The 23956-nt window shown below is 40.9% G+C and carries 18 protein-coding genes and 5 tRNA genes; 2 read left to right on the top strand and 21 right to left on the bottom strand.

What is annotated here, in order from left to right:
- Positions 1 to 775 precede the first annotated feature (775 nt).
- The 18 genes from PSH48_RS16075 to xerD form a co-directional block, all read right to left on the bottom strand.
- Positions 776 to 2518: a potassium/proton antiporter gene (locus PSH48_RS16075; RefSeq protein WP_004587502.1), complete on the bottom strand. Its 1743-nt coding sequence runs from the start codon at positions 2516 to 2518 to the stop codon at positions 776 to 778.
- A gap of 210 nt (positions 2519 to 2728) precedes the next feature.
- Entirely contained in the window at positions 2729 to 3439 is a 711-nt protein-coding gene (locus PSH48_RS16080; protein ID WP_138576921.1) for a hypothetical protein, read from the bottom strand.
- 202 nt (positions 3440 to 3641) lie between these two features.
- The gene (locus PSH48_RS16085; protein ID WP_138576923.1) at positions 3642 to 4499 is read right to left on the bottom strand and encodes a hypothetical protein; all 858 of its coding nucleotides are present in this window, start codon (positions 4497 to 4499) and stop codon (positions 3642 to 3644) included.
- A 14-nt stretch (positions 4500 to 4513) separates the two neighbouring features.
- On the bottom strand, positions 4514 to 5536 hold the full coding sequence (locus tag PSH48_RS16090) for a LysM peptidoglycan-binding domain-containing protein (RefSeq protein WP_138576925.1): 1023 nt from the start codon (positions 5534 to 5536) through the stop codon (positions 4514 to 4516).
- A gap of 220 nt (positions 5537 to 5756) precedes the next feature.
- Positions 5757 to 7133, bottom strand: coding sequence for a Na+/H+ antiporter NhaC family protein (locus PSH48_RS16095; RefSeq protein ID WP_029773935.1), 1377 nt, complete (start codon positions 7131 to 7133; stop codon positions 5757 to 5759).
- 187 nt (positions 7134 to 7320) lie between these two features.
- Positions 7321 to 8985 (bottom strand): penicillin binding protein PBP4B, encoded by a 1665-nt coding sequence (gene pbp4b, locus PSH48_RS16100; RefSeq protein WP_273611870.1) that lies wholly within the window; start codon positions 8983 to 8985, stop codon positions 7321 to 7323.
- A gap of 9 nt (positions 8986 to 8994) precedes the next feature.
- A complete protein-coding gene (locus PSH48_RS16105) occupies positions 8995 to 10170 on the bottom strand; it encodes an exo-beta-N-acetylmuramidase NamZ family protein (RefSeq protein ID WP_273611871.1) in 1176 nt (391 codons plus the stop codon).
- Between the two features lie 251 nt (positions 10171 to 10421).
- Positions 10422 to 10498, bottom strand: a tRNA-Arg gene (locus tag PSH48_RS16110).
- Positions 10499 to 10636: 138 nt separating this feature from the next.
- Positions 10637 to 10713, bottom strand: a tRNA-Arg gene (locus tag PSH48_RS16115).
- 147 nt (positions 10714 to 10860) lie between these two features.
- Positions 10861 to 10937: transfer RNA gene (locus tag PSH48_RS16120), tRNA-Arg, on the bottom strand.
- A 149-nt stretch (positions 10938 to 11086) separates the two neighbouring features.
- Positions 11087 to 11163: transfer RNA gene (locus PSH48_RS16125), tRNA-Arg, on the bottom strand.
- A 34-nt stretch (positions 11164 to 11197) separates the two neighbouring features.
- Positions 11198 to 11290, bottom strand: a tRNA-Ser gene (locus PSH48_RS16130).
- 128 nt (positions 11291 to 11418) lie between these two features.
- Positions 11419 to 11601, bottom strand: a complete 183-nt coding sequence (locus PSH48_RS16135; RefSeq protein ID WP_024031585.1) for a hypothetical protein — start codon at positions 11599 to 11601, stop codon at positions 11419 to 11421.
- Positions 11602 to 11997: 396 nt separating this feature from the next.
- Positions 11998 to 13533: a lysine--tRNA ligase gene (gene lysS / locus PSH48_RS16140; RefSeq protein ID WP_004588007.1), complete on the bottom strand. Its 1536-nt coding sequence runs from the start codon at positions 13531 to 13533 to the stop codon at positions 11998 to 12000.
- A 26-nt stretch (positions 13534 to 13559) separates the two neighbouring features.
- Positions 13560 to 14658 (bottom strand): peptide chain release factor 2 gene (gene prfB, locus PSH48_RS16145; protein WP_096041210.1). Its coding sequence is split into 2 segments (ribosomal slippage): positions 13560 to 14582 and positions 14584 to 14658, totalling 1098 coding nucleotides; the frame shifts between segments, so codons are not numbered across the junction.
- A 144-nt stretch (positions 14659 to 14802) separates the two neighbouring features.
- The gene (recJ, locus tag PSH48_RS16150; RefSeq protein WP_273611872.1) at positions 14803 to 16524 is read right to left on the bottom strand and encodes a single-stranded-DNA-specific exonuclease RecJ; all 1722 of its coding nucleotides are present in this window, start codon (positions 16522 to 16524) and stop codon (positions 14803 to 14805) included.
- Positions 16525 to 16818: 294 nt separating this feature from the next.
- Positions 16819 to 17547 (bottom strand): bifunctional protein-disulfide isomerase/oxidoreductase DsbC, encoded by a 729-nt coding sequence (gene dsbC / locus PSH48_RS16155; protein ID WP_004588004.1) that lies wholly within the window; start codon positions 17545 to 17547, stop codon positions 16819 to 16821.
- Between the two features lie 60 nt (positions 17548 to 17607).
- Positions 17608 to 18534, bottom strand: coding sequence for a site-specific tyrosine recombinase XerD (gene xerD / locus PSH48_RS16160; RefSeq protein ID WP_054983744.1), 927 nt, complete (start codon positions 18532 to 18534; stop codon positions 17608 to 17610).
- 106 nt (positions 18535 to 18640) lie between these two features.
- On the opposite strand from xerD, the gene fldB reads away from it, so the two are divergent.
- A complete protein-coding gene (gene fldB, locus PSH48_RS16165) occupies positions 18641 to 19162 on the top strand; it encodes a flavodoxin FldB (protein ID WP_004588002.1) in 522 nt (173 codons plus the stop codon).
- A gap of 34 nt (positions 19163 to 19196) precedes the next feature.
- Here the strand turns inward: fldB and PSH48_RS16170 are convergent, their stop codons facing one another.
- Positions 19197 to 20144 carry a DMT family transporter gene (locus tag PSH48_RS16170; RefSeq protein ID WP_273588921.1) on the bottom strand — a complete coding sequence of 316 codons (948 nt, stop codon included), beginning with the start codon at positions 20142 to 20144 and terminating at the stop codon, positions 19197 to 19199.
- Between the two features lie 192 nt (positions 20145 to 20336).
- On the opposite strand from PSH48_RS16170, the gene PSH48_RS16175 reads away from it, so the two are divergent.
- The gene (locus PSH48_RS16175; protein ID WP_054983746.1) at positions 20337 to 21251 is read left to right on the top strand and encodes a LysR substrate-binding domain-containing protein; all 915 of its coding nucleotides are present in this window, start codon (positions 20337 to 20339) and stop codon (positions 21249 to 21251) included.
- Between the two features lie 2 nt (positions 21252 to 21253).
- Here the strand turns inward: PSH48_RS16175 and PSH48_RS16180 are convergent, their stop codons facing one another.
- Together PSH48_RS16180 and PSH48_RS16185 are read right to left on the bottom strand one after the other, a co-directional pair.
- Complete coding sequence (locus PSH48_RS16180) at positions 21254 to 21700, bottom strand: DUF2147 domain-containing protein (protein WP_273611873.1); 447 nt, start codon at positions 21698 to 21700, stop codon at positions 21254 to 21256.
- Positions 21701 to 21877: 177 nt separating this feature from the next.
- Entirely contained in the window at positions 21878 to 23884 is a 2007-nt protein-coding gene (locus tag PSH48_RS16185; protein ID WP_273611874.1) for an alpha-amylase, read from the bottom strand.
- Positions 23885 to 23956: the final 72 nt, after the last annotated feature.

The following is a 23956-nucleotide window of genomic DNA, read 5'->3' on the forward strand; positions in this document are numbered from 1 at the left end:
AATGGACAATGCCAATCCATAATTGGAATCTGACATTGTCGCAATTGGCCATCCACTTCGAAGGTAGGTTAGATGGTGTGCTAGATATTTAGCAACTTAGGCTGACACAGAATTCTGAACGCTCTCTATGGCTTAATGAAAGCATATCTAATTTTGGTTCTAGTATATTTACTCCCCTAAGTTTGATGCTGGTAACAGCAATTATTTATTATTTTTTAATTTTAGGTTATGAAAATAATTACGTGTATAAAATATATGAACCTTTAAATGAATACATAATTAGTATTTCAAAAAACTTAAATGCCTTAGCCAAAGGAATACCACCATATGGTAGGTTTTTAAAAGAAGGGATGGAGTTCGTAACTTTGATTTACCATATTTTCTTTTTAACTTTTACTTGGCACTTTATAGTGGCAGTAAAACGATGTACAAAAAGATAGGTATATAACCTAAGGAAAAGTTTCTGTGTACTCTTTTAAAAAAGTGAGCTACTTAGCTGACTTTTAAATATTTAAACAATCCAAATTGAATAAATAGTTATTCTCGTTACCAAACAGAACTGACTACAAGCGATAGTAGTCAGCCAAAAACCTTGAATAAGGTTCCATGCTATATTTAGGTTTTGGTCTTATACACAGCGCCAGCAAGCTGTACGCCTACAACATACACTACATATAATTAGCTTTGGGTTTGCTCATTGCATCGGTGATACGTTGGGTTTCGTGTCACTCAACCCAACCTACGTCGCTAATATCTTGTAAATCATCGGTAATGGTTACTGCTTTAAAAGCCGTTGTTCTGGATTGTGTAAGTATTTTAAGCCGATGGTCACTATACGTGTATGTACCATTGTTATAACGCGTAGTTGAACATTACCAATAACCACAATTGAGCCTTTACTGATTTCTCCTGAGAGCTTTTGGTTGATCACCTCTTCCAAGCTTATGCCCTCTGGCGCGTCTATTTTCATGTGATATGAGTAAAATATATCACCTACTAGCGTAACCCCTTTCACTTTAAGTTCGTTGCGCGCTAAGTGACTGTCTTGGTGGTTTGTTTTATCGGTTGCTGTAAAAACTAAATCAACAAAAGGTCTGTTAGCGGGTTTTAAAACTACAAATAAATGATCGTTTGGTTTTAATTTAGTAGAGCCGCGTGGCGGTATGATTGAAGGCCCTCGTGTGATCATGGCTACAACTACACTTTCTGGTAGTGCAGCATGTGACAAACTGCGCCCAGAAACGCGAGAAACCTCACTTAACGTGTACTCTACAATTTCTATATCAATATCATTTAGGGCGGTAATTTCGAGCGTTGCAGCTGCTAAATCGGGTGGCGGCTCTATTAAACTTAACTTTTTAGCCATCCAAGGCATAGTTGAGCCTTGCAACGTGGCCGAGATTAACACCACGAAAAAAACCACATTAAAAATAAGCTCCGCCCCTGAAAGGCCAAACAACAGTGGGAATATAGCTAAAATAATCGGCACTGAGCCTCTTAGCCCCACCCAAGATACAAATAATGTTTCGCGATTATTAAAGCCAAATAATTTTAAAATTGGCGCTACCGCTAGTGGGCGAGCAACAAAAATAAGTGCCAGTGCAATTAACAACCCTTCTAGCCATACATCAACCAACGACGAGGGGTTAATTAAAAGCCCTAACACAACAAACATGGTTATTTGCCCAAGCCACGCTAAACCGTCATGAAACAGAAAAATACCGCGTTTATATACAAATTTACTGTTACCTAAAATAACGCCGGTTATAAATACAGCTAAAAAGCCACTGCCGCCAAGCGTTGCAGAAAGGCCAAAAGAAAGCAGCCCAAATGCGGTTACCATTACTAAATACAAACCTGATGCATTTAATTTTATTCGATTAATAAACCACACCGACACCTTACCAATTAAAAACCCACAAACGGCGCCTACGCCCATTTGCTGGGCAAATAACTGCAGTAAACCCAGCCCTATTGGCATGTCGTTCACTAGCATTTCGAGCAAACCAACCGTTAAAAAAATAGCCATTGGGTCGTTCGAGGCACTTTCTATTTCAAGGGTTGATTTAAGCTTTTTATTTAAGTGAATACCGGCGCTACGTAAAAGTGCAAATACGGCAGCGGCATCTGTAGAGCCCACAATAGCGCCCAGCAAAACGCCTTGTAATACGGGTAAGTCTAAAATATAAGTGGCGACAAGGCCGGTAATTACAGCCGTTAAAAGCACCCCGACCGTTGCTAAAGCCGAAGCAGGTTTCCACACTTGTTTAATTGAACTGGTTGGCGTTTGTAGCCCACCATCAAATAGAATAATAGCCAGTGCTAACGTGCCCAGAGCATGCGCAGCCTCTGCGTTATCGAATGATATACCGGCAATACCGTCTTCACCTGCAAGCATGCCCACCAGTAAAAATAGCACCAGCACGGGTAAGCCAACGCGCGCAGATAGCTTGCTCGAGATAACCCCTAGTAAAATTAAAATGGCACTAACAAGAATGATATTATCTATTACAAACATAGTGTGGGTTTACAGCCTTGTATAAGTTAAAAAGTAAGAATTTATAGCTATTAAAAAGCTTAAAGCTCATGCCATACAATAACCTAAAAAATATAAATACGGGTACTTAACTGCATATTTAAAACAAAAAAACCTGCGATTAAGCAGGCTTTCGTATATTTAGTAGAGTCCTCTCATAAAATATTTAAAACTGTCTTTTCAGCCTTAACTCTATGAGAATCCGTTTTCAATATCCCTAAAAGTCCATTGTCCATTTGGATCAGCTATATCGATTAACTCACACGCTTTTTTATTCCAAGCCGCTAAACACGTAATGTAGTTAGTTAATTGATGATAGGCTCTATCCGGCGCATCAGGACGTATTCTTGACATAGTGAAACCTGAATAAGTAGCGCCACTACCTACCCAACTAACAATAGAGGATACGGCTCCACCTCCAGGAACAACAAAACCAACTGTAGTTGTGACCAGTCCTAATATAGTAGCTGTTCTTTCTACTGCATTACCTGTTTTCATAATATCACTGCTTATTACAGGGTGTAATAAAGCTAACAAATTAACTGCTTGTGGTTGATTAGAAGCAACGGCAACATCATTGGATGTTTTGGAAGTATTAGTTGGTGCGGCTCTCCCACCACGCATTGCAGGTAGTAGGCTATTAAAAGATTTTTGGCTATTATTACTTGTGGAAAAAGTTACTGACTGTGTACTCAAGCCTCCGGCTTTAACTCTTTTTTCATCTCGTGGCGTTACAGTTGATTTATAAGTGCGCTGTAACCTCCTATAAACAGCTGCACTGCATTGAGTCATTTGTATAGCTAATGCTGCTTGCTCTTTGAAGTCTCGACCGATTGCTCGCTCTGATAACTGAGTTAGCTGATTTTTCTTTTTAAGAGCTTGCTGACCAATCATAATATCCATAAAAATGTCCTTATTTATTATTTAATTGGTGAAATCATATCATTTAAAGTTACGTAGAGAAATCCTGACTAGTTACTATTACAATGATTTAAGGTACATAAAAAGCTGCTTCAGAGTATTCGATTTATGCTTCTTTAACAGAGGAATATCTTAAGTATGAACCATGACTATATGTAAAACATAAGCCCTTTACTAAATTTACTTAGTGAATTATTTGAGGCTTAATATTACTAAAATCACTGTGGATTGTAATCTCTACATTATCAGGTTTTATAGCAACATCGCTTAAACCCGTATTAGTGAAATACTCTTCGAAGCCCTGCTGATATTCAGGAAGAACCTGCTTATATGCAGTAATAAATAAACTCAGCTTTTTAGCTATAGTTGGATACTTAGCTGCAAGGTCTCGTAGCTTTTCAGGTTCAGAAAAAGCAAATTCGGCGAAAATATTAAAGTCGTTCTCAATATTAGTTTTACCGTAGGTAGATAAAAATCCATTTTCATAATCAGGCCCTATACTTCTATCTTGCGTTAAAGCCTCATAATTCGAGGAAGCAGGACTCCAACTTTCAGGCAACAGACCTTGCCATGCAAGATTAACAAAAGGGGAGCGTAAATAAATTAAAGAACTAAGCTCGTGATGAACTCCCCGTAACGAATTTTCATAATTGAAGTTAGTACCGTTCTTATCTGAGATATTTGATAATATTATAGAGTTTCTTGAATATGTTCCCCCCGCTTCAGCCCCCTCCATGAGCATAGGTCCTGAAATATAAATAGCATTAATAAATTTGGAAACAAAGCCTTCAGGGTAAACCTCCAGCGCGGTTTCAATGCCATCAAGTGACTCTGAAGAATCCTCCAAAGAAGTGCTTTGCATTTCAAGTGTAGGCGGCTTGCCTTCAATTCCTAAAAATTGTTCAGGGAAAAATAAACGAGTATCGCCAGCTCGGATATCTAATTGGTATGTTTTACCTAAGCGCTTAGCTTGTTCTGATGCACTTTCTAAGTAAGTACATCCACTGAGAAAAAATAAAAAAACAATTGAAAATATTCTCACTAAATAAACCTCTTTTAATGGGCGTGTCTAAGTGTTGCGACTGGGACTATAGAAGTGCTAAACCTAACAACTGCGGGTAATACAGCGGGAATAACTACTGCTCTAGCAGAACCCCATAATACAACTCCCCTCGCTGTCATCCCTGCAGCTGCAGCAAAACTAGCGGGATCATCAGCGACTCCTGCACCTAATGTGACGTAATCTTCTACTAAAGTACCAATAACAATTAATGTAGCTCCAGCAAATAGTCCTATAGCTAAGGGCTTATCCCATACACTACTGTCAGGGTTATGTTCTCTAGCACTTTTACCATCTGAGCCCGTAAATGTTACTTCTAAAACAAACGACACTTTTTCAGCTATATAGTTAAATTGATTAATTTTTCCTTTTAATTGAGGGAGCTGCACTTCATATTTTAATTTTGGTATTGGTGAATTTGATGTGACTTCAATTCCCAGTGATGTAGTTGGGCTGTTTGGAGTAGTACTCTTAGAGACAATATTAGTTCCAAGCGTTAACTTTTTAGTTTTTTCGTCGAAAGCTAATTTTGTTTCACTAATTAATGCTCCAAAAGCTTTATTAGCTTGAGATGTTACCGTCGCCTCTAATTTTTTATCGTTAACTACGTAATTAACAGGATATTTATCTACACTAGATAAAACAATATTACCTGTCATTTTAATTTCCACTATAGCATTAGGGAGTACAATTGGAGGTTGTCTTATATCATCTAACTTATAGCTTAATGAAATTGGCGAAGTGATTTTAGGGAGTTGTTTTTGTGAAGACTCATTAACTGTATTAAATGCTCTGGCATTTTGCTTAATTTTAATTTGAGAAATATCTAAAGAAGGTATGAGTATTTTTTGCCCTGGATAAATTAGGTCGGGATTAGTTATAGGCTTATTAGTAATAGCCACAACTTCTTTTCGGTTATTAAACTTCCATAACCTAGGCCATTCCATTGGAGACCCTAAGTGTTTAGAAGATATATCCCATAATGTATCACCTTTTTTTACAATGTATTCCTTTACCATTTTTATTCCTAATATATTTAAATTCCATTATGGGCATAAATATACGAGGACAAACCCACCATGTCAATTTAGCTTAACTCTATTGGATGATATTCATCTATAATATTAATAAACTGATATTCATCTATAATTTCAGTTTAATTAAGCATTGTATAATATTAAAAAGCCTGCAATTAAGCAGGCTTTTGAGTGTTTGGAATTGTCGTATTCTAAAATGCGTTTATAACACAATTATGCTTGTTACTAAGTACGCTATAAACGTCAGTGCGCCGCCAAATAACGCATACGGTAGCTGCGTTTTAACGTGGGTGAGTAAATCACACCCCGAGGCGAGTGCCGATACGGCGCTGGTGTCGGATATAGGCGAGCAGTGATCGCCAAATATACCGCCGCCTAAAATAGCGCCTACCACAAGTGAAGGTGGTAAACCGAGTGCTTGAATAAGCGGTACACCAATAGGAATAAGTATGGCAAATGTGCCCCATGATGTACCTGTAGTAAACGACATAACCGCGCCGGTTAAAAACAGCACTGGTACAATTAAGTAAATAGGTAGGTAATCGCCCACTAGTGATGCGACAAATACGCCCGTGCCTAGCTCTTTTAAGCTTGCGCCCAGTGTAAGTGAAAGCAATACAATGCTCACCAGCGGTAATAACTCGCCCATGCCTTTAAAGCCGGTATCGACTAATTGATGGTGAGTAAATTGGCGCGAGCTAATCATTAAAACATATGCAACCACAATGGCTAATACCGTTGCGTATAAAACTGATTTAGAGCCGCTGCCTTCTGCAAGTACGCCGTTGCCGGTGTAAAACATAAAGCCTACCATGCTCACAATTAAGGTAAGTAATGGCACGAGCATGTAACGCGCTTTAGAGCCTTTTACTTCTTCCTTTAGGTCGGTTTTTTGTAGCTCTAGTTTTTGCTCGGCTTCTTTCATTGGGCCGTGTACTTTATCAAACGCGATAGTGTAAAACACAATGACTAGCGTGATAATGGCGTAAAAGTTGTACCCTACGCTGCCCCATAAAATAGAAACCGCCGATTCGCTTAGCTCGTAATTGCCAAGTAAACCCAGTACAAATGCGCCCCAACCGTTAAGTAATATTAAAATACACACAGGTGCACTGGTGCTATCAATAATATAAGCAAGGCGGGCTCGGCTCATTTTAAATTTGTCGAACAGGCCACGCGATACAATACCTGAGGTTAATACGCTGAGGTTTGACTCTATAAATACCGCGATGCCGGTAAACATGGTTAAAAAGCCAACTTGGCGCTTACTTTTTGCAATGCCTTTATTCATAAGCATATTAACGGTGGCTGCTACGCCGCCAGATTCGCGTATGTAGGCAAGCAAGGCACCAATCATAATACTAAATATTAAAATGCGAGTGTTACCCGGCGAGCTGGCTACCGATATTATGCGCTCAATGGTATTTAAAAATGTAGCAAATAAGGTATTACCCTCGCCTTGTATAGCGAGTAAAAATTCTGACGAAGCCACGGCCACCAAAAGTGCCATTATTACTTCTTTTCGCCAAAATACGATAGCGATAGCAATGAGCGGCGGTAATATAGAATACCAAGACATAAATTAACCTTTATTAATAGCGAAGTGCGTTCGCTTTATTCACGTTGAAACGCTTATTTTACAGGCCGTTTTAAAAATGAGGCCTGAATTTGTAAACCGCTTAGCTTAATGGATTGGCTTAGTTAAGTCACCTGCAAATAAATCACTTAAGGCACTGCACTTAGGCCGTTTTAGCCTAAACGATAATTTATTGATTTAGTAGTGCTTCGTAAATAAGCGATACCACCGAGCCATATTGCGCGGTCTCATATTGTTTGCCCAAAAACTGGTAATGTTTTTGGCTTCCTTTTATTTTTGTGTGCCGCGCATTGGTCAATAAAATAATGGCTAAATCGTAGGTTGGATCAATAACCGTTACTGTGCCCGTCCAGCCAGTGTGCCCATACGCTTGTGCGCTTGCGTAAGGGCCAAAATGCCAACGCCTGGCTTGGTTGTTACCTGCAAGCCTAAAGCCTAGGCCATAGGTTTCGTTGTTTAATTGTGGCGTTACAAACTGCGCTAAGGTTGATGCGCTAAATAACTGGGTATTGCCAAAACCACCTTGGTTTAATAGTACTTGGCAAAGCACAGCTAAATCGGGTGCATTACTAAATAAACCGGCATGCCCTGCTACGCCATTAAACGAATAAAATGCTCGCTCGTCGTGCACTTCGCCTTGCAAAACATTGGTACGAATATTTTCAAAGGCAATACGGCCATCACGGGTATTGCCGCTAAGCTCGGTTGCTGCAAATTCAGCGCGTTTAAAGCCCTTTTTAAGTGGGTTAAATACCGTATTGGTCAGTTTAAGTGGGGCGTAAATGTGTTGCTCTAGGTAGTCATCAAGTGGTTGCCCGGTTATTCGCTCAACTAGTACGCCTAAAATCATGTAATCAATATCGGAGTAAACGGCTTGTGCGGGGTATTTATTGCTCAGCGGTACTTGCGTAAGTAACAGCTGCTTTGTGGTTTGGCTATTTTGCGAAAAATACGCATCGCCAGTTTTAGCACCTTTACGATGAAAATCAAACACAGGCGGGTAACCCGCTGTATGCGTAAGTAAATTTTTAACTGTGCGCAGCTCGCGGCCATCACCTTTGTATTCGGGTAAGTAACTTTGTACGGAGTTGTTTATATTTAAAAGCCCTTCACTTACAAGTTTCATAAGGGCAAAATTAGTGGCAAATATTTTGGTGTTAGAGGCTAAATCAAACAGAGTATGTGTTTGCATTGGCTCTGGGCGTAGTAGCAGCAAATCACTTTGTTGGTACTGTTTGGCATCGCCATAGGCACTAAGCTTTATGAGTTCGCCACTTTTAATAACGGCTAATACCGCCCCCGGAAAACCTGCTTGTATGTCTTTTTCAATAAGGGCATCGACCTGGCTAAAGTCTATATTACTTTGCGCAGCGGTATTTAAGGTTGGAAACTCAAAGCGCAAGGTAAGGCTTGCGCCTTTAGGTTTAATATTTTCAACCTTAAACGTATTTACCCCGTTGTGGGTGCGCCTTGCTAGCGAATACTCGTATAAAGTATTAGCGGCTAATTGGTTGGTAATATTAAGCTTTTGGTTATTTATAAAAATATCGGCGCTTATCGCGTTATTATTTTGAATTAATAACTGCCCTCGCCCTTTATACGCTTTAAATGTGCCACGGTTATTTACGTACTCACGGCTGCTTGGGTTAGCCTCAGGAAAAGTGACAATAACTTGGGCGTTTGGAAGCGTTACTAATTTGCTTTGCTTAAGCTCACTTGCTGTAAACTCATTTGGCTTATTTGCCATACTACACGCTACAAGAGTCGCGCTAACAAGCGCCAGTAAAGCCGTTTTAAAACAGCTTCTTAATTTTTTGTTTATTACTAAAGCCATTTGCTCCCCTTACTTGTACAGCAAATAAGGCGCTCGTTGCTTTTTAAATGCTGCAAGCCCTTGCTGCCAACTTTGTTTTATTTGCCGCTCTGATTGCCCTGCTTCAATAGCTAAACGTAGTTTGTTAGTGCCAGCCAATTTATCCATAAAATCAGCGCGTTCAAAAAAGGTAATATTGTTTTTAGTTAATTTATTATAAGCCGTTATTAAGTAACTTAAATCAAGCCCGCGCGTGTTTGCTGTGCGTAAATCGAGCCCTTTTACAGGGGTATTTTTAAATTTAGGGTTTGCTGCCGCCCCTTTAATAGAGCGCGGTGTAAAACTAAAATCCCCAAGCGCAACGGGCGAGTAGCCAATTACTTGAAACGCAAAGTTGGTGCCTCTGCCAATACTTACAGGGGTTGACTCAAAAAAGCACAACGACGGATACAGCGCAATCGATTGATCGTTAGGTAAATTAGGGCTGGGTTTTACAGGTAAACTGTAGTCAGTTGAGCGCGTGTAATGATCAACAGGGATCACAGTAAGCTTTAAATCAGCCGCTTTATTGATCCAGCTTTCGCCTTTGATCATTTTTGCAAGCTCGCCTACCGTCATGCCATGCAGCACGGGGATTGGGTGCATGCCTACAAACGATTTAAATTGGCGCTCAAGTATTGGCCCATCAACGTAGGCAATATTGGGGTTTGGCCTATCAAGCACAATTAATTCTATGTCTTGCTCGGCTGCGGTTTCCATCATGTAATGCATAGAGCTTATGTAGGTATAAAAGCGCACGCCCACATCTTGGATATCAAAAATAATAACATCTACTTCGCTCAGAGCCTCAGCGCTTGGCGTTTTGTTTTTGCCATAAATAGAAATAAGCGGGATACCGGTTTTACTATCAACCGCATTTTTAACATGGGCTCCAGCGTCGTGATCGCCTCTAAAGCCATGCTCAGGTGCAAAAATTTTGGTTATGGTTATATTTTTAGTGAGTAAAGCATCAACCAAATGAGTATTTTCAACAAGCGATGTTTGATTTACCACAAGGCCAACACGTTTATTTTGTAGCTGTGGCAAATAATGTTTGTATTGAGCAGCGCCAACAATTGGCGTTGTTTGAGCAGTGTGAGCGTGCGCGCCCACATTAAAAATAGTGATAAATAGTAAAACAAAGGTGATGAATACAGCTTTAAACATACAGCAAGTTCCTTTTAAACAAGGTGTTTAAAATACCACAGCTTAAGTTAAAGAGCAGTGAATGGTTTTGAGCTGTACATAAGTAACTAGAAGCTGCGCTTCTCACGTGAGCACGCTTACGTCTACGCTGAAATTTTTAGCAGGAGTGTTTGTCTGGCTTAACTGATAGCTGATAGCTTTCTCAAAATTCAGACACAAAAAAACCGACTTTTGTCGGCTTCTTTTCTATTAACTTAAGTAGTAATAGAAAGTGGTGGGCGCAGGAGGATTCGAACCTCCGACCGCCTGGTTCGTAGCCAGGTACTCTATCCAGCTGAGCTATGCGCCCACTTTCATTTTTTCTTATTTATACTCTAAGTGGAGTTTCTGAAACAATAAATATAAGTACACACCGTAAAATATGCGCTTAACTTATATGCTATTTCAGACACAAAAAAACCGACTTTTGTCGGCTTATTTATGAAAGTGGTGGGCGCAGGAGGATTCGAACCTCCGACCGCCTGGTTCGTAGCCAGGTACTCTATCCAGCTGAGCTATGCGCCCACTTTCATTAGTTACTTGTTTATACTCTAAGCAGAGTGTTGTAAAAGTGGTGGGCGTAGGACGTAACTTCTAAGAGTGAACCTCCGACCGCTTGGCTTTAGCCAACACTTTCTACTTGTTTATACTCTAAGCAGAGTGTTGTAAAAGTGGTGGGCGCAGGAGGATTCGAACCTCCGACCGCCTGGTTCGTAGCCAGGTACTCTATCCAGCTGAGCTATGCGCCCACTTTTACTGTTTGCTTATTTATACTCTAAGCAGAGTGTGTAAAAAGTGCTGGAAGCAGGACGTATCTTGTAAGAATGAACCTCCGACCTATTTGGTTTTAAACCAAACACTTTAACTTATTTATACTCTAAGCAGAGTGTGTAAAGAGTGGTGGGCGCAGGAGGATTCGAACCTCCGACCGCCTGGTTCGTAGCCAGGTACTCTATCCAGCTGAGCTATGCGCCCAATCTTTACTTTACAAGACTGCCATTAAAAGAAATGGTGGAGAAGGAGGGATTCGAACCCTCGATAGAGCTACAAACTCTATACTCCCTTAGCAGGGGAGCTCCTTCGGCCACTCGGACACCTCTCCGTCTTGTGGGGCGTATAATAAAGATTTCAGAAAATATGTCAAACACTTTTATGCCAAAAATGACTATCTGGTTACAGAACGCACATAAGTCAGCTTTAATTGTATAATTGGTTTGAAAAGTAAACGATTTAAATGTTTTTGTCTTGTGGGTTAACGCCCATTAAAGGCACTAAATCATCTTTGAGCTGCGCTAAATATTGCTCTTGGTAACCTAATTGCTGAAACTCAGCAATACAGGCTCGGTAATAAGCTTGTCGCTTTTGCTCTGTGGTGTCAGTTTCTGGCGATTCTTCAACTCGGTTGTCTTTCATATTATATTCTAAGTCCATTTGAGAATTCATATTTAGAGTGCTATTTTTACCCAGCTCAAAATTTTGGCGTATTTTAGCTAAGTTTTTTACATAAATACAACATAATGTTTAAAAAACAGTCATAAAATTACGTTATAGCACTGTTATTAAGGTTATTTAAAACAAGGCTACATTAAATAACCCAATCTGAATTAACTATTAATAAGTACTAATAACTAGCTTTAAAATTTAGCTTAGTGCTAATTAATTAAAAATCGAACAATCTTATCCTCTCTTTCGTCTGTTTTTATAAAGCAATTTACTCTCCAACTTTTCCTGCATTGGCGCTTATTTTTGTACTCACACAAAAACGCCGCTAAAATTTAGCGGCGTTTATCACATTTATTTTGTTTAAGCTTAGTCAGCTTGTGGGCGCATATGCGGGAACAAAATAACATCTTTAATGGTTGGTGAATCAGTAAATAACATTACTAAGCGGTCAATACCAATACCTTCACCGGCAGTAGGCGGTAAGCCGTACTCTAGTGCGCGTATGTAGTCTTCATCGTAATGCATTGCTTCATCATCGCCGGCGTCTTTTTCTTCAACTTGGCGAGTAAAGCGCTCTGCTTGATCTTGCGCATCGTTAAGCTCCGAGAAGCCATTTGCAAGCTCACGTCCGCCAACAAAAAACTCAAAGCGGTCGGTAACAAATGGGTTTTCGTCGTTACGGCGCGCAAGTGGCGATACTTCCCACGGGTAGCCTGTAATAAATGTAGGTTGGATAAGCATGTGCTCAGCCGTTTCTTCAAATATTTCACATAAAAACTTACCTGGGCCCCATACACAATTTTCAGGAATTTTTACGTGCACTTGTTTAGCGTACGCTTTTAATTCTTCAAAGTGGTTTTCTGGGTCATTAAATACCGCAGCATCAAACTCAGGGTTATATTTTAAGATAGCATCAGCCATGCTTAGGCGCTCAAACGGTTGGCCAAAGTCGTACTCTACTGAGTCGATAACTTCGCCGTTTTCATCTTTAGTGGTATTAACAACAATTGGGCTACCTAAAACGTTTGTTGCAACTGTACGTAGCATGTCTTCGGTAATATTCATCAGGTCGATGTAATCAGCGTAGGCTTGGTAAAATTCAATCATAGTGAATTCTGGGTTGTGGCGCGTTGATAACCCTTCGTTACGGAAGTTACGGTTAATTTCAAATACGCGGTCAAAACCACCTACTACTAAACGCTTAAGGTAAAGCTCAGGCGCTATACGTAAGTACATGTCTATATCAAGTGCGTTATGGTGAGTCACAAATGGACGCGCAGACGCACCGCCAGGAATAACCTGTAGCATTGGCGTTTCTACTTCCATAAAGTCGCGCTCTGCTAAAAAGCGACGAATACCTTCAACTACTTGTGAGCGAATGCGGAATGTTTCGCGCGTTGCTTCGTTAGTAATTAAATCAACATAACGTTGACGGTACTTGGTTTCTTGATCTGATAAACCATGAAACTTCTCTGGTAATGGGCGTAGTGACTTAGTAAGTAGTTCGTACTCGGTCATTTCTACGTATAAATCGCCTTTACCTGATTTATTAAGCGCACCTTTAACACCAATAATATCGCCAATATCTAGTTGGCCATATTTTGCTTTTAAGTCTTTTTGCACATCTTTAGATGCGTAAGCTTGTACACGGCCTTTCATGTCTTGAATGGCCATAAAAGGACCACGCTTAGCTAAAATACGGCCAGCAATTGATACAACGTGCTTAAGCTCTACTAATTCTTCTTTACTCTTATCACCAAACTCAGCCTGTAAATCAGCCGTGTAATGTTCACGACGGAACTGATTAGGATGACCGTTGGCTGGGCAATTTTCGCGAATAGCGTCTAATTTGCCGCGACGCTCAGCGATTAACTTATTTTCGTCTTGGATTTGATCAGTCATTTTTTAGCTCTTTTTTAGCTTGGTGGTTATAGGCCAGATTTTAGGCTGGCTTCAATAAATTTGTCTAGGTTGCCGTCAAGTACCGATTGCGTATTACGGTTTTCAACGCCAGTTCGTAAATCTTTAATACGTGCATCATCAAGTACGTAAGAACGAATTTGGCTTCCCCAGCCAATATCCGACTTTGCGTCTTCTTGCGATTGCTTTTCAGCATTTTGCTGCTGAAGTTCAAGCTCAAATAATTTTGCTTTTAACTGCTTCATTGCTTGGGCTTTATTTTTGTGTTGTGAACGCTCGTTTTGACACTGAACAACCGTGTTGGTAGGTACGTGAGTAATACGTACTGCCGATTCGGTGGTATTAACGTGCTGACCACCCGCGCCCGATGCACGGTAAACGTCTATACGTAAGTCAGCCGGATTAATATCAATTTCAATATTGTCATCTACTTCTGGGTAAACAAACGCAGAGGCAAACGAGGTATGACGACGACCACTTGAATCAAATGGGCTTTTACGTACTAAACGGTGTACGCCTGTTTCTGTGCGCAGCCAACCATATGCGTATTCGCCTACAAAGCGCACTGTTGCACCTTTAATACCGGCCACATCGCCATCGGTTGCTTCTACTAGCTCAACTTTAAAGCCTTTAGCTTCGCCCCAGCGTAAATACATGCGTAATAACATGTTACACCAGTCTTGTGCTTCAGTACCGCCAGACCCAGACTGTAAATCAAGGTAAGCATCGTTTGCATCGTGAGAGCCCGAAAACATACGGCGAAACTCTAAACCCTCAAGCTGTTTATTTAAGCCTTCAAGTTCAGTTTGCGCTTCAACAAACGTGTCTTCGTCTTCTGCTTCTACTGCAAGCTCTAATAAACCTTCTACGTCGTCAGCACCTGCTACTAAGTTGTCGATTGTTTCAACAACGGCTTCTAAGGCTGATTTTTCACGACCAAGTGCTTGTGCGCGCTCAGGTTCATTCCATACGGCTGAATCTTCAAGTTCGGCGTTTACTTCTTCTAGGCGCTCTTGTTTGTGAGCGTAGTCAAAGGTACCCCCGAAGCAGTTCAGTACGTTCGCGAATTTCCTTGATTTGATTAATCACAGGATTCACTTCAAACATGTACATTACTCCAAAATGGCTAGATTATTGCGCGCTAAAATTAGCACTAAACGCAATAAATTATCGTCAAATGATAAAAACGCCCGATTTTAACAAAAAACCGCGCGCTTTATTAGCCTTTTATGCATGCATTGTGCATATTTTTTAATGCACTTTTTCAAGCTCGCGAACAATTAATTGCAGGCTAAACTTGCCTCTAAATTCGTTTATGTCGAGCTGATAAGCCACTTTGACATAACGGGCCTCGGTGTCGGGCCATGCTTTTACATCTATTCCAAATGCAATAGCGTCAACTAAGCGTCCAGATTGATGTTTAAGCACCAGCTTTAAGTGCTTTTCGCCTACTATACGCTGCTGAATAACTTCAAAGGTGTGCTCAAATACCGGCTCAGGAAATTGCTGCCCCCATGGGCCTGATTGCTTTAATAGCTGAGCAAAGTCCATTGTAAAGCACTCGTTTGGCAGCTCGCCATCGGTAAACACAATGCAGCGTTTACTTTCTTCGCTTAACTGTGCGCTTACAGCTGCATCAAACGCGTTTTTAAAGTCATTAAAATTTTGCTCATCAATACTTAGCCCTGCCGCCATGGCGTGGCCGCCAAATTTATTAATTAAGTGCGGGTCGGCGGTATTTAGCCCTTCGAGTAAATCGCGCATGTGCAGCCCTTCAATAGAGCGGCACGAGCCTTTTATTTCACCGTTTTCGCCACCGGCAAAAATAACGGTTGGGCGGTGGTATTTTTCTTTTAAGCGACCCGCCAAAATACCAATAACACCTTGGTGCCAATCTTCTTGGTATAAACAAATGGCATCGGGAATGGTGTCATCACTAAACGCAAGCCTATCAAGCACAGCTTGCGCCTCGGCTTGCATGCCCTGCTCTATTTCGCGCCGTGCATGGTTTAAGCTATCTAACTCGCTGGCAATACGCCTTGCTTGGTTTATATCGGTACTTAATAAGCACGCTATGCCCAAACTCATGTCATCTAGTCGCCCTGCTGCGTTTAAACGCGGGGCCAACGAAAAACCAAAGTCACTGGCGCTTAAACGCGCTGCATTACGATTAGCCACTTCAATAAGCGCAGTAATACCTGGGCGTGTTTTACCGCTGCGAATACGCGCCAACCCTTGGTGTACTAAAGTGCGGTTATTTGCATCAAGCGCAACTACATCGGCCACGGTGCCAAGGGCAACTATATCAAGCAAGTCGGCTAAATTTGGCATAGTATGGCGTTCAAAATAACCTTGCTCTCGTAACGTGCTTCTAAGGGCTATAAGCAAGTAAAAGGCAACGCCGACACCCGCAATTGATTTTGAAGGAAAACGGCAATCATGGCGATTTGGGTTAACAATTGCATCGGCATTAGGGAGCTGCTCCCCTTGCAAGTGGTGATCAGTAACCAGTACTTTAATGCCCACTTTTTTTAGTATGTCTATGCCTGCAATACATGAAATACCGTTATCTACCGTAATGACCAGCTCTGGTTTTATATCAACAATTTGCTCAGCAAGCGCTGGGCTTAAACCATAGCCTAAGCTAAATCTATCCGGTACAAGGTAGTCTAAGTTATTAAAGCCAAACATTGCCAAGCCTTGCATTAAGGTGGCTGTACTGGTTGCGCCATCGGCATCGAAGTCGCCAACAATTAAAATGCGGCTTTGCGCATTCAGCGCATCAATTAATAGCTCGGTGGCTTTGTCGATGTCTTTAAACAGTTTAAAGTCGATTAGCGTGGCTGCACTATTATTTAGCTCGTGGGCATTTTGCACGTTACGCGTGGCATAAATTTGCTTAATAACAGGGTGCAGATCGCTTGGCAGGTAAGAATCGTCTACATTTTCGCGCGCAATGATCAGTTTTTTCATGCTGGTTTTTAACTTATGGTGTTCATAATAAAAAGACAAAAAAAGGCCATAAAGGCCTTTTTAAACCAATTCGCTTAATTAAGTGATCTATTTTGAGGCTGGAAAAACGTGTTGATAGCTAGGCAATAAATTCGCTATTTAGTTGTTCTCGGCAATTGCTCCTGCATTGCTCTATCTTCTGCATCCATGCAGTCGTAAATAAGCATTTTTTAACGCCTGAAGCAGCATGTTTAGCCCCGCAAAATGATTAAATATTATCGCGGATTGGTATTAAACAGTTACTCAGATTTTTAATTAACCTGCTTTGTTCGCCTCAAGCGCTGCACTTAATGCCGCGGCTGGCTGGTAGCCTGGGATCATTGTACCGTCTTCTAAAATAATGGCTGGCGTGCCGCTAATACCAAAGCTTTGGCCTAGCTGGTAATGCTCAGCTACTGGTGCGCTACAACCGGCAACTACTTTAGTGTCTTCGCCTGATTTAGCTTCTGTTAGTGCTTCTTGCTGGTCGCGTGCACACCATACATTCATTAAATCGGCGTAGCCCGAACCTTGCAGTCCACCACGCGGAAACGCTAAATAACGAACAGTAATGCCTGCATCAAGCAAGTCGTCTAGTTCGCGGTGTAATTTACGACAATAGCCACAGCTAATATCGGTAAATACCGTAATTTGGTGTTTTTCGTTAGGCGCTTTATAAACAATCATTGAATCTTGGTATTCTTTAATACCTTCAACACGGACACCATTTAACGCTTGCTCGGTTAAGTTACTGCGGTTGTTTAAATCAATTAGCGTGCCTTGCATTAAAAACTGGCCGTCTGGGCTGGCGTAAAGTACACCTTTATTTGTAATAAGCTCTTTTAAACCGGCAACGGGGCTTGGGTTTATTTGCTTAACTGTTACACCTAACGTGGCAAATTTAGTAACAATAGGATCATTAGCATCTGGCGTTGTGGCTACGCCATTTGCAAATGCACTAATACTTGTGCACAACATTGCACCTGCTAACATTAATTTTTTCATAATTTTCTCTATCTAATAATACGTACTAAATTGACCGCTAAGCTGATATTAAATTTCATATTACGCGCGCGGATGATGCTCTGAGTGTACCGATTTTAATCGCTCATTGGCAACATGGGTATAAATTTGTGTAGTCGATAAGTCGCTGTGCCCTAACATCATCTGCACCACTCTTAAGTCGGCACCATGATTAAGTAAATGTGTTGCAAAGGCATGACGCAATGTATGCGGCGATAAATCTGACTCAATAGACGCCAAAATAGCATAGTGTTTAATACGATGCCAAAAGGTTTGTCGGGTCATACCTACACCGCGTTTTGAAGGAAACACAAAATCGGTGGCGTGTTTTATCATTTGTGCACGCCCCCCTTTTAAAAACTGCTCAAGCCAGTACATGGCTTCTTCGCCTAAAGGTACTAAGCGCTCTTTGTTGCCCTTACCTTTTACAAACACAACCGACTGGCGCAAGTTAATTTGCTCCATACGCAGCCCTACAAGCTCGGTTACACGCAAGCCCGTAGCATAAAGTAGCTCTAGCATGGCTTTATCGCGCAGCCCCATTGGTTCTTCAATATTGGGCGCACTTAATAATGCCTCTACTTCGGCTTCTGAGAGTGTTTTAGGTAACGATTGACCCGCTTTTGGTTGCGCAATGTTTTCAAGCGGTGAGCTTGCGATATGTTTTTCACGTACAAAATACTGATAAAACCGCTTTAAAGCACTTATGCTGCGTGCCGTGCTACGTGGTTTTAACCCTAAATCTACGCGATACGCTAGGTAGCTTTCTATATCTAAGCTGGTTACCGTCATTAAGCTTTCGCCTTTTAAAAACTGACAAAACTTATCTAGGTCACTGCGATACGCGCTAAGGGTGTTTTCGCTTACACCTTGCTCTAAGTACAAGCTATCTAAAAAGGTTTCTAAAAAGTCGCTGTTGCTGTTTAGCTCGGTATTTGGTTCAGGTAAATCGTCAGGTAGCGTTGTCACGTTGTGATCTCATGTTGGTAATACCCACGGTAGAAGGTATCAATTAAAAATACCTTACGGTAAACTGCGCCCTATCATAACAGGCAATTACACAGTGATAAATACGATGCAGATTGGTTTATTTTTTGGCTCTACTACATGCTACACAGAGATGGCAGCAGAAAAAATTCGCGACCTTATTGGCGCCGATGTAGTGACCTTACACAATATTAAAGACGAACCACTTAAAAATGCAGAGCAGTACGACTTTATCATCTTTGGTATTTCAACATGGGATTTTGGAGAAATACAAGAAGACTGGGAGTCTAAGTGGGACGACATTAAAGATGTAAACCTAAATGGTAAAACCATTGCTTTATTTGGCATGGGCGACCAACAAGGTTACGGACAATGGTTTCAAGACGCCCTTGGTATGCTTCACGATGAAATAAATACCCAGTCGTTTACGCAACTTGGTTTTTGGCCAAACGATGAAAACTACGAGTTTGAAGCGTCAAAAGCACTTACCCCCGATGGCAAACACTTTGTTGGCCTAGCGCTTGATGAAGACAGCCAATACGAGCTAAGCGATGAGCGCATAGCCAGCTGGGTTGAACAAATAATGACAGAGTATAGCGAAACGCTATAACGAGTTTGGCCTAAACCATGTTTAGGCCAATACATTACAAATAACTAAGTTTTTTAGCGCACTTTTTTTCACGTATTTTTGCTTGCCTTTGCAATAGCCAATTAGGCGCAAAGGTATTAATAATACATGCCAGTACAATAAGCACTGAGCCTATTACTTGCGATAAACTTAATGTTGTATCGTAAAAAATTAGCTGAAATAACAACGCAAATAATAAGTTAGAATAAATAAGTGGTGCTAACTGCGAGTTAGAACTGGCTAATCGGTACGCCTTTCCTCTAAAAAACTGCGTTGCAGCAGTCGAAAACCCAATTAATGCCACCATCAGTAATAAACTATAATTGCTTATATCGATTGCAAAACCTTGGTAAAATAGCTCACCTTCGCTGGTAAACATTAATACTGGCACCATAAAAATGGCAGCCAGCGTAAAACTCCAACCGTTAATAACCATCATCGGAAGCTTAATTTTACTGGCTCTAAACAAGGTGATTTGCGAGCAGGCATTAAAAATACCAGCCCCTAAACCAATTAATAAGCTCCAGCGCCATTGTATGCCATCGCTATGAATATTTTGAATAATCACACCCGCAAACATCAGCGCCATTGTAGGTAGCAATAACCAATTTAATTTAGTTTTAAAAAGCACCCGTTCTATTAGCGGTATAAATAACGGCCCAGTGCTAAATAAAATAACCGCTTCCACCAGCGTTAAAGTATTTAGCGCCACTAAAAAGCAGTTTTGGCACAGCACTATAAAAATTGCGCGAATAGCGAAGGTTCGCCATGCTGATTTATTAGGTAGCTGCCATTTAATACCTGCCGCCAATGCCAGCATAATAATCGCGGGTAAAAACACCCGTAAAAAAACCACTTCGCTGGTGCTAAAGTAATCGGTAAGTAACTTGGCTATAAAGCTATTTAACGCCAAGGTAAATGTAGAGAGCAGCATAAACACACTAGCACGAGAATTTAACGTCACCGCAGTTATCCTTTGAATAAAAAATGAATGTAAAAAGCAAAATTAAAGGCTTAATTTTTTTAATCTATTTATTATTTTTCAAAAAATTGGCATTGGCTTTTATGGCGCTAATTTTACGTGTACTTTATAAATTTAAAAGCGAATAATATTAAACTAACCTGTAAGTAAAACTTAACTGTTAATAAATAACCTATGATCAAATCAGCGCCGTTAAAATCTCTCTATACGTTTATAGCTGTTGCCGAAACTGGCAGCATGGTGCTCGCGGCTGAGCAGCTAAGTATTAGTCACTCGGCGGTAAGTCAATCTATTAAAGCGTTAGAGTTACAACTTAATACACCGCTTTTTAATCGCATTGGTCGCCGCGTTGAGCTCAACCCTGTGGGTGAGCGCTATTACAAACGCATAGCCCCAGCCATGGCTGAAATTTTAGCAGCCAGCCAAGAGGCAAGTAACACAGCGAATGAGCCAACTTATTTAACACTCAATATGGTTAACTCACTAGCTCTGCACTGGTGGATCCCTAGGGTGGCTGATTTTCAGCGCATTTCGCCAAATAGTGACATTCGTATTTCTAACTTGGTGGGAGAATTTGATTTAGAGCGCGAAGGGATTGATGCAGCGATTATTCATGGCCAGCCCGATAAGTGGCAAAAATATCACTGTGAAAAACTAGCCGACGATCAGTTAATTTTAGTCTGTAACCCACAGCTTTTAGTTGGCTTAAATAAAGATGAGTTAACCGCGCAAAATTTGCTGCAGCGTTTTAAAGCAATCTACGTTACCAACCCACGTAGGCAAAACGATTGGCAAACGTGGTGCGAGGCTAATAATTTAGCGCAGCCTAAGCAGCATAATAACTTAACCTTTAATATTTCAGTGCAAGCAACGCAAGCCGCGATGCGCCAGCTTGGCGTTTTGGTCACCCACAAACAATTTGTACGCGACGATATAAAGCACGGCATGCTCACGCAAATTGGCCAAAGCATTGTTAATCCGCATCAGCAGTTTTATTTTGCAACGAGCCACGCCATGCTTAATCACCCACAGGTAAGCGCATTACGAGCGTGGCTTAAACGCGAGTTTTTAAAAACAGCAAACGAGTAGTGCTACTCCACACGTTGCCAATATTGGTTACGGTAAAAAAAGCCTATATAGCCACGTACTTCTAATGTTTTACCGTCGTTTTGTGGTGTTAGTTGCACGGTATAGGTTTTACCATTTGTAGGGTCAAGTATTTCACCATCGCCCCACACGCCATCATCTTCTGGCTTTACATCAGTGATTATGGTCATCCCTAAAATAGGCTGATTTTTTAATGCCCCATCACACTCTTTACAAATACCGGTTTGTTTAGCTGGGTCTAAAATAGTCTCAACTTTACCACTGAGCACCTTATCGTTTTGAGTAATGCGTACATACGATTTAGCCTCGTTGGTGTCTTCATCTATGGTTTTCCAAAGCCCAACAGGAGTCATGTTTGCAAGCGCACCTTGGCTTAAAAATAAAGCCGCAGCGAGTGTAGTTAGTAACGGTAATTTATTTAACTTTTTCATTGTGTTGCCTAAATTAAAAATGGCGAATAAAACGATAATACCAGCTGATTTATAAACGCACTATTAAATTAAACTGCTATTTAGGTACATATAAAAGTAAAAAACCAAGTACGCGTTAACCCACTTGGTTTTAAATTGGCTGATAGTTTTTTAACGTACGCGTTTTAAAGTACGTATTTAAAAGTCACGTACCTCTACACTTGAGCTGTTAAATTCAAACATATTAATTTTGCCACACTGTGCCATATGGTTAGTACTTGTATAGGGGGTATTTGCTTGGCTTATATCGCCTTCCCACTCTTCGCCATTTTTTATAAATGCTTTTAATTCAAACCATCCGTTAACAGCTTTACTGCAATCCATATCAACATCCAGCATCCAATAGTGTTCGCCCCATATATTAAGGGGTGTAACACCAAAGCCATCTACTGTTACCGATTTTTGGGCGCCATATTCACTTGGCCAAACATTTGTAGTCCAATCCATTGCAGTGCCTTGCGCTTCACCGCTTTGGCCTTGTTCAATTCCATACCAATCTAGGTAGTTATCGTTTGCTTTCCAAGGCGTTGTGGTGTTGTTTTTTAGATTGTTATGGCGAATTGGCATAGCACATTCAACATTTGTTGTTTGGCAGTTTCTAGCAAGGTTTGTATTTGCATAGTTGTGGTCTATACCACCGCGTACAAACATGTCTTGTCCGCTTTGTGTTTGAGCATTAATAAAAACAACGGTTCTTTGCCAGTCGCTATTATTAGGCACTGCCTCTTGGGTTAATTTAGCATTTTTATGAATTGCTATTGCATCCCATGGCGCTACATTTAAATTTATGGTGCCGTTGCTATTAACTGTTATTACTTCACCGCTACAGCTAGTAGCATTACCCAAAAGCTCGCCTTTTAACACATTGCAGTACTGTCCAGGCGCCATATCTGTTTGAATTGTTGCATTAAGCGTTGAGTCTTCTTTATTAATTGCCATATGACCAGAGCTACCACGTCCAAATGCAATCTGGTTATGGGTGTTATCCCACCAATTTGTTACTACCCAGTTGTCGGCTGTGTTATTTCTAAAATCGACACCACCCGCAATATAAGACCAACGATGCTCACACTTCCAGTTACTTGCAAAACATTCTAAATTACCATTATTGTGCACCGGTACACTTGGCCCACCCGCATCTGTATCGCCGTGAAAATCATAACTCGACATTACTTTTGGATACCCATACGGGTATGCCAACATAAATACGTTGGCTAGGTCGTATAAACGGCCATCTTCAAAGGTAATTACATTACCCGCACCACCATGGCCGCGCTGATTGTCGTGGTTATCTACAAATACTACAGCTGATGAACTTGGCATAAAGCCCCAGCCTTCACCAAAATTACTTAACCATGCAAGCGAGCCATTTCTAAAGGTATTACCAAGCTGCGTACTGTATTTAAACTCGGTAACTAGCCCTGTACTTAAATACTCTGAGGCTGCAACCGCTTCAGTACCTTGATCTATCACCTCATGAAACACCACTGGCGAGCCATTTATTTTTGCCATTAAACTTTGAATATCACTTGCAGCAACATGCTTAGCAGCATCAAACCTAAAACCTTTAATACCCATAGCTTGAAGGTCGTTAATATATGCCGCTAATGTATTTTGCACATAATTTGAAGAAGTGTTTAAATCGGCCAACCCTACTAGCTCACAGTTTTGCACGCGATAACGGTTATTACCGTAATCTTCTGGGTTAATAGAGCAACTTTCGTGAAAATCTTGTGGACTATAAATAGGGTATTGTTTATTACCAAAAGTGTTACCTGCAGTGCCCGTACCACTGCCGGCTGCCATATGGTTTATTAATGTATCAACATATATATCGACGCCTGCGGCGTTACAGCGATTAACCATATCTATAAATTGCGAACGGTTACCGCCGCGGCTTTGTAGTTGGTAGCTCACAGGTTGATAGCGAGTCCACCATTGGCTACCTGTAATATGCTCGTTAGGCGGAGACACCTGTACCGCAGCGTACCCTTTTGGTCCTAAAAACTGCTCACATTCTTGGGCTACATCTTGCCAATTCCATTCAAATAAATGCACAAATGTTGTAGGTGCAGCCGATACTAAACTTGGTAAGGTTAAACCTAAGCTAAAACCTGCAGTGGTGATCATTTTATTCAGTTTCATAGTGTGTGTTTCCAGTGTTGGGCGAGTTAAACAACATACTCGACGTTATTTACAAGTGGTTAACACTAGTTT

The sequence above is a fragment of the Pseudoalteromonas sp. Angola-4 genome (assembly GCF_028599265.1).
Lineage (GTDB): Bacteria > Pseudomonadota > Gammaproteobacteria > Enterobacterales > Alteromonadaceae > Pseudoalteromonas > Pseudoalteromonas atlantica.

What these genes read in the sequence shown, in the direction of transcription:
- PSH48_RS16080 (WP_138576921.1), bottom strand. Translation starts at nt 3,439, where the DNA reads ATGGATATTATGATTGGTCAGCAAGCTCTTAAAAAGAAAAATCAGCTA.
- PSH48_RS16180 (WP_273611873.1), bottom strand. Translation starts at nt 21,700, where the DNA reads ATGAAAAAGTTAAATAAATTACCGTTACTAACTACACTCGCTGCGGCT.
- lysS (WP_004588007.1), bottom strand. Translation starts at nt 13,533, where the DNA reads ATGACTGATCAAATCCAAGACGAAAATAAGTTAATCGCTGAGCGTCGC.
- PSH48_RS16185 (WP_273611874.1), bottom strand. Translation starts at nt 23,884, where the DNA reads ATGAAACTGAATAAAATGATCACCACTGCAGGTTTTAGCTTAGGTTTA.
- recJ (WP_273611872.1), bottom strand. Translation starts at nt 16,524, where the DNA reads ATGAAAAAACTGATCATTGCGCGCGAAAATGTAGACGATTCTTACCTG.
- PSH48_RS16105 (WP_273611871.1), bottom strand. Translation starts at nt 10,170, where the DNA reads ATGTTTAAAGCTGTATTCATCACCTTTGTTTTACTATTTATCACTATT.
- PSH48_RS16175 (WP_054983746.1), top strand. Translation starts at nt 20,337, where the DNA reads ATGATCAAATCAGCGCCGTTAAAATCTCTCTATACGTTTATAGCTGTT.
- dsbC (WP_004588004.1), bottom strand. Translation starts at nt 17,547, where the DNA reads ATGAAAAAATTAATGTTAGCAGGTGCAATGTTGTGCACAAGTATTAGT.
- pbp4b (WP_273611870.1), bottom strand. Translation starts at nt 8,985, where the DNA reads ATGGCTTTAGTAATAAACAAAAAATTAAGAAGCTGTTTTAAAACGGCT.
- fldB (WP_004588002.1), top strand. Translation starts at nt 18,641, where the DNA reads ATGCAGATTGGTTTATTTTTTGGCTCTACTACATGCTACACAGAGATG.
- PSH48_RS16095 (WP_029773935.1), bottom strand. Translation starts at nt 7,133, where the DNA reads ATGTCTTGGTATTCTATATTACCGCCGCTCATTGCTATCGCTATCGTA.
- PSH48_RS16075 (WP_004587502.1), bottom strand. Translation starts at nt 2,518, where the DNA reads ATGTTTGTAATAGATAATATCATTCTTGTTAGTGCCATTTTAATTTTA.
- PSH48_RS16135 (WP_024031585.1), bottom strand. Translation starts at nt 11,601, where the DNA reads ATGAAAGACAACCGAGTTGAAGAATCGCCAGAAACTGACACCACAGAG.
- PSH48_RS16090 (WP_138576925.1), bottom strand. Translation starts at nt 5,536, where the DNA reads ATGGTAAAGGAATACATTGTAAAAAAAGGTGATACATTATGGGATATA.